This is a genomic window from Gordonia sp. NPDC003950 (genome assembly GCF_053605205.1).
Map to the genome: position 1 here is coordinate 36944 of NZ_JBSGIT010000035.1, position 7250 is coordinate 44193.

Sequence of the window (7250 nt, forward strand, 5' to 3'; positions counted from 1 at the left end):
CTTCAGTGTCCGTTAGCAAAGGTCACAAGCCAACACGCGGACACGACGCAACCCCGCGTATCGTCGGACTGTCGACGTCAGTGCGGCAATCCGGACAGGCCGGTCACCGGCGAAACCCGACATTCACACGGTCGGAGAAGCCCTACTTCACACGCGGGAAAATGAATTGTCAGAGTGGGTTATGAAATGGTCGCGAATTTCCTCAACGCACCCGATCCCGCGCGGTCCCGGGTCCACACCGAACACACCGCCCCGGCTCTCGGCCGGCACAGCGGCGCCGCGGGTCATTTCAGTTCGTCGACCACCGACGCGACCACCGCGCGAATGTCCCGGGTGGCGGCGAACGTCGCCCGCTGCCGTTGATAACTCGCGCCGCGGGCCATGATCTCGGAGATCCCGGCGAGTTCGTCGACGCAGTCGAGGTCGGCGGCGATCGGCGCGAGCCGCACCAGCAGGTCCGCCAGATCCTCGGTGACGAGGCGTTCGGTGCAGTCGGAGTCCAGGATCACGATCGCCTCGAGCCCGTATCTCGCTGCGCGCCACTTGTTTTCCTGCACCAGCCAGGGCGCCATCTGCGGCAGGGTCTCGCCCGCGGAGAACCGCCGGTCCAGGTCGACGACGAGGCAGTGGATCAGCGCCACCAGTGCGGAGAGTTCGTACAGGTTGGTGGTCCCGTCGCACACCCGCACCTCAATGGTGCCCAGATGCGGCGACGGCCGGATGTCCCACCGGATCTCGTTGATGTGGTCGATGATGCCGGTGGTCTTCTGGTCGGCGACGAACGCCTCGAACTCATGCCACGTCTGGAACTGGAAGGGCAGGCCGGCCGTCGGTAACTGCTGGAACATCATCGCCCGATTGCTGGCGTAGGAGGTGTCCTGCCCCGACCACATCGGCGACGACGCCGACAACGCCAGCAGATGCGGGTAGTAGTTGAGTAGCGACGACAGGATCGGCAGTACCTTGTCGCGGTGGGAGATGCCGACGTGCACGTGCACGCCCCAGATCAGCATCTGCCGGCCCCACCACTGGGTGCGCTCGATGAGTTCGGCGTACCGATGGCCTTCGGTGAGCAGTTGCGTCGACCATTGCGCGAAGGGGTGAGTTCCCGCCCCGTAGAGGTCGACGTCGAGGTCATCGGCGACGCCGCGGACGGCGTGCAGTGTCTCGGCGAGGTCGGCGACCGCCTCACCGGTGGTCCGGCAGATGCCGGTGACCAGTTCGACGGTGTTGCGCAGCAATTCCTTGTGTACCTTGCCGGCGAGATGGGGATGCGCAGACCCGAAGGCCGCGAACAGGTCTGCCGCGGAGTTCGAGAGATCGCCACTGACCTTGTCGGTCAGGGCGAACTCCCACTCGACGCCGAGTGTCGGCTCCGGCGAGCCCGAGAATTCAATCGGGAGGATGGCGGGCATCACGTCACCACACGTGGATTGTGCACCGGAGCCGTCGGCAGAACGCCCTACTCCGCGGTCTCGATGACGCCGCACGCCAGGCGCGGCCCACCGTCACCGGTGGTCATCGTCGTCTCGTCGGGTCCGGGCTGTCCGTTGGCCTGGTAGCGATCGGGGATGTTGGCGAAGTTGTCGGCGTTCTCGTGGATGATGATCGTCTTACCGGTCACCTGCTCCAGATCGACGGCATCGGTGGAGGTCAGCGTCGTCCCCGAGCCGTCGGGCAGGACGTTGATCGACACCAGGTCACCGCTGGCCGGGTGGCCGGTGTGGCCGTCGACCTGCAGGTGACCACCCGCCGAGTCGAACTTGTCGGCGGTGTTGCAGGTGCTGCCGGAGTGGATGTGCATCGCGTGGAAGCCGGCCGGGAGACCGCTGCCGGCGTTGAGCTTGACCAGCACCGCCAACGATTCCCCCTGCGGGCTGAAGGTCGCGGTACCGATGTCCTTGCCGGAGGTGTCCTTGATGGTCGCCGAGCCCTTCTCACCGCTGCTGGAGGGGATGTCGTCGGCGTCGACGAGTCCGACGACGGGCGCCGGATTTCCGGTCTGCACCGCCGGGGTGGTGCCCTTCTCGGTGGTGGTCGGCTCGTCCGGGGTACATCCCGCCAGTGCCAACCCGACGGCGCCGGCCGAGGCGAGCACCGCGAGCGCACGCAGGGACGCAGAGCCTGATTTCGAACTGACGGTCATCTCGCTCCTCGAGTGATATGTGATTGGAAACCGGGCTGCCTTGATGAGCCGGTGTCAGCGCCCGGGGCTGCAACGCTGAGGTCTGGGACGCCGCCGCCTGGGACACTGCGGTCTGGGACGCCGGGGCCTGGGATGCTGGGGCCTCGATGGACGGATGTGCCGATCATGGCTGCCTCACCACGACCACGGCGATCCCGCCGGCGCAACGGCTGAACCCGCTGCCCAAGGAGCTGCGCGAGTCGACACTGAACTCCCCGCCGAGGTCGTCGTTGAGCTTTTGGGCGAGCGGCTTCTGCGCGGTCGTCGAGTAGACGATGGAATTTTCGGAGAAGCCGCCCTGCGAGTAGTTGCTCTCGCTCGTGATGCCCTCGGTGGTGTAGCCCTTGGCCTTGACCTGGGAGTCCACCTCGCCCGCCAGACCGGTGACCTCACCCGCGTTGATGACGCAGATGGTGGTGTTGCCCTGGTTCACCGTCGACGTGGTGGCCGGTGCGCTGGCAGTCGTCGACGGCGCCGACGACTGCGCGGCCTGCAGTTGTTCCTCGGGGTTGTCGTTCGCGGTGGCCGCGGAGTGCCAGCCCAGGCCCACGAACACGATGGCAACCGCGAAGAGCAGCATGGCTCCGGCCCTCAGGGGCAGGCGGTTGGACTCGCGATCAGCATTCATCACCGATGACCTTAACGCACACACGCATGGCGCCTGCTCTCCAGCGCCGGGGCGTGCGGGCTCAGGTGATGTCGAAACCGAGTCGACGTGCGGCACGCGCCTTCTGGCGTGATGCGCGCAACCGTCGCAGGCGCTTCACCAGCATCGGGTCGGCGGCCAGCGCCTCCGGCCGATCCACCAAGGCGTTGAGGATCTGGTAGTAGCGCGTGGCCGAGAGCCCGAAGAGTTCCTTGATGGCCTCTTCCTTGGCGCCGGCATACTTCCACCACTGACGTTCGAAGGCAAGGATGTCGTGCTCGCGGCGGGACAGCCCGTCGGGACCGACCTCGTTCGGATCGATGCTCTGCGCGCCGTCGACGTCGTGGGTCTTCTCAGACTCCGGGCCCTGGCCCGGCTGATTCTGGCTTCGCGCTGCTGCGCCGTCCATCTCGCTCCCTCGAAGATCTCCTCTGCGACCCCTCACACCACGTCATCTGGGTCCGGGGTCCATCATCGGACGTCTGGTGACGTCGCGCATGACGGGCTCGGGGCCGGCGAATGACAACGGTGTGGTTCGTCAACATCTAACCACGCAGAACCGAGTGGGTTGACGTGACGCGCGGGCGGCACGTCGCGCGGGACCATTCGGCGCCGATGGCCATCTGCGCGCACGATAACCTGTCGTGCATGGCAATTCTCCCCATCTGCATTGTCGGTGAGCCGGTTCTGCACCGTCCGACCGAACTCGTCGAACTCGACGGTGACGGACGGCCGTCGGCGGAGACGGTGACGCTGCTCGACGACATGTACGCGACGATGGACGCCGCGAACGGCGTCGGCCTGGCCGCCAACCAGGTGGGGGTCGGTCGGCGGATGTTCGTCTACGACTGCCCCGCCGGCGAGTCCCGGATGGCGGCCCGCCGCCGCGGTGAGGTCATCAATCCAGTGCTCGAGACCTCCGAGATCCCCGAGACCATGCCCGATCCGGACGACAACGACGAGGGCTGCCTGTCGGTGCCCGGTGAGCAGTTCCCCACCGGCCGCGCCGACTGGGCTCGGGTCACCGGAGTCGACCGCGACGGTGCCGCGGTGACGATCGAGGGCAACGGGTTCTTCGCCCGGATGCTGCAGCACGAGGTCGGTCATCTCGACGGATACCTCTACGTCGATGTGCTGGTCGGCCGCAATGCCCGGGCCGCGAAGAAGGCGATCAAAAAGAACGGATGGGGGGTGCCGGGGCTGACCTGGACCCCGGGTGAGCAGGCGGATCCGTTCGGTCACGACGACGACGATTGAACGTGCGGATGTCACGGTGACCGGGGCGGCGGGTTCGATGCCGGATCGGTTCGGCATGTCGTCCGGGGCTTTCCGCGGTGACCGTGTCGTGGTGCGTTATCGCCTCGGCGATGCGACCCCGGCCGATTGGCGCGATACCCCCAATCCGCGCACGGCACCGGGTCGGCCGTCGCTGTCGGATGTGACCGGTTTCCTGTTCGACGACGGCGACCCGATCCGACTCGATCGCGACGGGGTCGTGGAATCCATCCCGCGGTCGGCGATCACCTCAATGCGGCTGCTGTCGGCGGTCGCGGTCCGCAACAGTGACATTCGGACGCTGGAACATGCCGCGGCGCTGGCGTGGCCCGGCATCGAGCACGAGGAGATCGACGGATGGCTGCTGCGCGCCAGTGGCGGCATCTCTCGGCGCGCAAATTCGGCCATCGCCGTTGATCGTGCGGCTCGCGCCGATGCCCAGATGCTGTCGGTGATCGGAGACTGGTATGCGGCACGGGGATTGCGCACGCTCATCGCGGTTCCCGATCGGCTGCTGCCCCGGCAGATCGTCGGGGAGCCCGCGAGCGACGAGATCCAGGTGTTGACACGGATTCTCGACGACGTGCCGGCTGACGGCGGTGTGCCGACCGGCAGTGGCGATGTCACGCTCGGGGCTGATCCGTCGCGCGCTTGGTTGCGCGCCTACCTTGGTGACGAGGCCGACCTCACCGTCGGCGCCGGCGTCCTGAACAGTGTTGTCGGCGAGAATGGTTCGGTGGTGTTCGCCTCCGTCGAGTACGACGGGGAGCCCATCGCGATCGGTCGTGGCGCAGTGACCGAGGCGCCGGGTTCACGACGGTGGTTGGGCATCACGGCGGTGTGGACCGATCCGGCCCGTCGCCGACGTCATATCGGCGACGCCATCGTGTCCCGGTTGTTGTCCTGGGGAGCGCAGCACGGTGCCGACGCGGCCTACGTTCAGACCGAAGCCGGCAACCGGGTGGCCGGGGCCTGGTATAGGTCACGGGGTTTCGCGCTGCACCACGGCTATCGTTACCTCGCGCTCGGCGACGGAGGGCGAGAGACATGAATGCGACATCGAAGCGGCCGCGGTCATCGACCCGGGGATCGCGAGCACAGACCCCGGCGCAACGGCGCCGTCAGGCCGTTGTCACCGCGATCGGCCTGGTTGTCGTCGCCATCGTCGTGATCGCGACCTGGCTCATCAACAACTCGGGTGACGACGCCGGGTCGTCCGGTTCGTCGGTGGCGAGTTCGTCGGTGGCAGGGTCTTCGGTGGCGCGGTCGTCGGTCGCATCGTCGGGGCCATCGGAGCGGTCGACGTCCCGGCAGACGGCCGCCGTCCCCGCCCGGGTGACCCGCACGCTGGCTCTCATCGACGCCGGTGAATGGCCCGAGGCCGCCGACGCACCCGGCACGCAAGGCGGAATCACCTTCCGTAACAGCGAGGGTCGGCTACCGGCTCGCGATTCCGCCGGTAAGCGGATCACGTATCGGGAGTGGGATGTCAACCCGAAGGAGCCCGGCCGTTCGCGCGATGCCGAGCGCATCGTCACCGGCAGTGACGGGTCGGCGTGGTACACCGCCAATCACTACCGCAGTTTCGTGTTGATCAGGGGGCCGTCATGAGCGGAGACTCACGCACCATCGACGAGTTCCTCTCCGATGCCGGAAGGGGCGGTCCCGCAGTCGGATTGATCACCGACGCACTCTCGGTGACATCATTGCCCAGCTCTGTTGCCGACTCGTACGAGGTCCGCGTCGTCGACGGCGACCACCTCCGTTCACTGCCGCAGCTGTACGCGGCATTCGCCGATGGTTGGGGATTCCCTTCGTCTTTCGGCAAGAACAAGGACGCCTTCGACGACGCGATGCGCGACCTCGACAACCTCACCGCGGACGCCGGAAGTCCGCCACGGCGTGGATACCTGACGGCGATCACCCACGCGCAGCACCTGCTGACCGCGTCGGACACCGACTTCGACTGGTTCGCTGAGTCCCTGCCGTTCTACCGCGACCACTACCGTGATTTCTCTGATCCCCCAGTAATATTCGCCGTTCTCCTGTCGACGCCGATGGCATCCCGTCGGGCAACGGTGTCCCGCTGGCAGCGCGCTGGTATCCGCCTGGCACCGGTCAGCGTTTAGTCGGACGGTCGCACCGCCCCGTCCACCGGGGCCGAGCTTGTCGAGGTCGAGGCCACTTTCGCAACCTGATGCCGGAAACCGGTTGCAGCGCAGCACCACCCGACAGCAGGCCGATGTCGGCCGCCTATCGCGGATAGGTGGTGATGGTTTCCCCGGTGGCGGGGTCGTGCCAGATGACCACCCGATCGGCGAGCATGGTGGGGATCAGCAGCCCCATGTGTTTTCGTTGGTGGTCCGGGGTGCACAGCGGCATCAGGTTGAACTCCACCGTCCAGCCACCGGTGATCGGATCCTGGTGCACGAATTTCACCAGGTGATCGATCTGGCAGTCGCTGGCCGGGCGTCCGCACTGCGGGTATCGGCAGGTGCCGTCCAATTCGATGATCTTCTCTCGTAACCAGGCTGGTATCCGATATGTCAACGCACCCGGTGGTGGGAGGAGATAGCCGCCGTGTCCGGTCGGGTCGATCGGGGTTGCGGGGAACGGGTCGTCGAGACGACGCCACGCCGCCGGTATCCGATCCAGCGAGGTGGTGGTGCTGATGGTGGGTATGTCCAGGGTGGGAAACTCGGTGACGGTGACCAGCTGTCCCGAATTGATCAGCGTTCGGGCGTGAGCTTCGTCAATCACGCCGAAGTATTCCAGCCGGGCTTCCCGCTGCCCGGATGGGTCGGTGATCAACGACAGCGACAACTGCAAATCACTGTCGAGTTCGGTGTCGGTGTCGGTGTTGGGGTGCGCCTCGACGGTATCCGTTGCCGCACAGTCAGCGTCGCCGTCGGTGATCGTCTCGGGATCGACGGCCACATTAGCGTCCGTCTGGGGATCGTCGGTCGTCTCGGGTTCGGTGATCTCATCAGGCTCACCATGATCGACGTCCGCGTCGACATCGTCAGACAGATCAGCCGCGTCGAGGTCGACATCGATGTCGAGGTCGGTCAGACCACAGGGTTCTCCCGGCAACGGGATCGCCCGCGAGCAGTCACCCCGCCCGCACTCACACGACAGGTACGC

9 protein-coding genes are annotated in these 7250 nt (G+C 66.5%); 4 read left to right on the forward strand and 5 right to left on the reverse strand.

Annotated elements, in window-relative coordinates:
* Window positions 1-284: 284 nt before the first annotated feature.
* From ACWETB_RS22465 to ACWETB_RS22480, 4 genes are all read right to left on the reverse strand, one after another.
* Window positions 285-1406 carry a glutamate--cysteine ligase gene (locus ACWETB_RS22465; RefSeq protein WP_452213761.1) on the reverse strand — a complete coding sequence of 374 codons (1122 nt, stop codon included), beginning with the start codon at window positions 1404-1406 and terminating at the stop codon, window positions 285-287.
* Window positions 1407-1462: 56 nt separating this feature from the next.
* Window positions 1463-2146, reverse strand: coding sequence for a superoxide dismutase family protein (locus ACWETB_RS22470; RefSeq protein WP_452213747.1), 684 nt, complete (start codon window positions 2144-2146; stop codon window positions 1463-1465).
* 163 nt (window positions 2147-2309) lie between these two features.
* A complete protein-coding gene (locus tag ACWETB_RS22475; protein WP_452213749.1) occupies window positions 2310-2813 on the reverse strand; it encodes a LytR C-terminal domain-containing protein in 504 nt (167 codons plus the stop codon).
* A 61-nt stretch (window positions 2814-2874) separates the two neighbouring features.
* Window positions 2875-3240: a DUF3263 domain-containing protein gene (locus tag ACWETB_RS22480; protein WP_452213751.1), complete on the reverse strand. Its 366-nt coding sequence runs from the start codon at window positions 3238-3240 to the stop codon at window positions 2875-2877.
* Between the two features lie 239 nt (window positions 3241-3479).
* Here ACWETB_RS22480 and ACWETB_RS22485 point away from each other — a divergent pair, with 239 nt between their 5' ends.
* From ACWETB_RS22485 to ACWETB_RS22500, 4 genes are read left to right on the forward strand one after another with little or no spacing between them, the layout of a single operon-like run.
* Window positions 3480-4088: a peptide deformylase gene (locus ACWETB_RS22485; protein WP_452213753.1), complete on the forward strand. Its 609-nt coding sequence runs from the start codon at window positions 3480-3482 to the stop codon at window positions 4086-4088.
* Complete coding sequence (locus tag ACWETB_RS22490) at window positions 4048-5157, forward strand: N-acetylglutamate synthase, CG3035 family (protein WP_452213755.1); 1110 nt, start codon at window positions 4048-4050, stop codon at window positions 5155-5157. The genes ACWETB_RS22485 and ACWETB_RS22490 overlap by 41 nt, the downstream gene beginning before the upstream one ends.
* A complete protein-coding gene (locus ACWETB_RS22495; RefSeq protein ID WP_452213757.1) occupies window positions 5154-5717 on the forward strand; it encodes a ribonuclease domain-containing protein in 564 nt (187 codons plus the stop codon). The genes ACWETB_RS22490 and ACWETB_RS22495 overlap by 4 nt, the downstream gene beginning before the upstream one ends.
* Complete coding sequence (locus tag ACWETB_RS22500) at window positions 5714-6235, forward strand: barstar family protein (RefSeq protein ID WP_449742276.1); 522 nt, start codon at window positions 5714-5716, stop codon at window positions 6233-6235. The genes ACWETB_RS22495 and ACWETB_RS22500 overlap by 4 nt, the downstream gene beginning before the upstream one ends.
* A 124-nt stretch (window positions 6236-6359) precedes the next feature.
* Here ACWETB_RS22500 and ACWETB_RS22505 read toward each other — a convergent pair.
* Window positions 6360-7250, reverse strand: an 891-nt coding sequence (locus ACWETB_RS22505) for an HNH endonuclease signature motif containing protein (RefSeq protein ID WP_452213759.1), incomplete at its 5' end; no start/stop codon positions are given.

Bases quoted from the DNA above. Each gene is read 5' to 3' on its own strand.
- ACWETB_RS22470 (WP_452213747.1), bottom strand. From the start codon at position 2,146: ATGACCGTCAGTTCGAAATCAGGCTCTGCGTCCCTGCGTGCGCTCGCG.
- ACWETB_RS22475 (WP_452213749.1), bottom strand. From the start codon at position 2,813: ATGAATGCTGATCGCGAGTCCAACCGCCTGCCCCTGAGGGCCGGAGCC.
- ACWETB_RS22480 (WP_452213751.1), bottom strand. From the start codon at position 3,240: ATGGACGGCGCAGCAGCGCGAAGCCAGAATCAGCCGGGCCAGGGCCCG.
- ACWETB_RS22485 (WP_452213753.1), top strand. From the start codon at position 3,480: ATGGCAATTCTCCCCATCTGCATTGTCGGTGAGCCGGTTCTGCACCGT.
- ACWETB_RS22495 (WP_452213757.1), top strand. From the start codon at position 5,154: ATGAATGCGACATCGAAGCGGCCGCGGTCATCGACCCGGGGATCGCGA.
- ACWETB_RS22500 (WP_449742276.1), top strand. From the start codon at position 5,714: ATGAGCGGAGACTCACGCACCATCGACGAGTTCCTCTCCGATGCCGGA.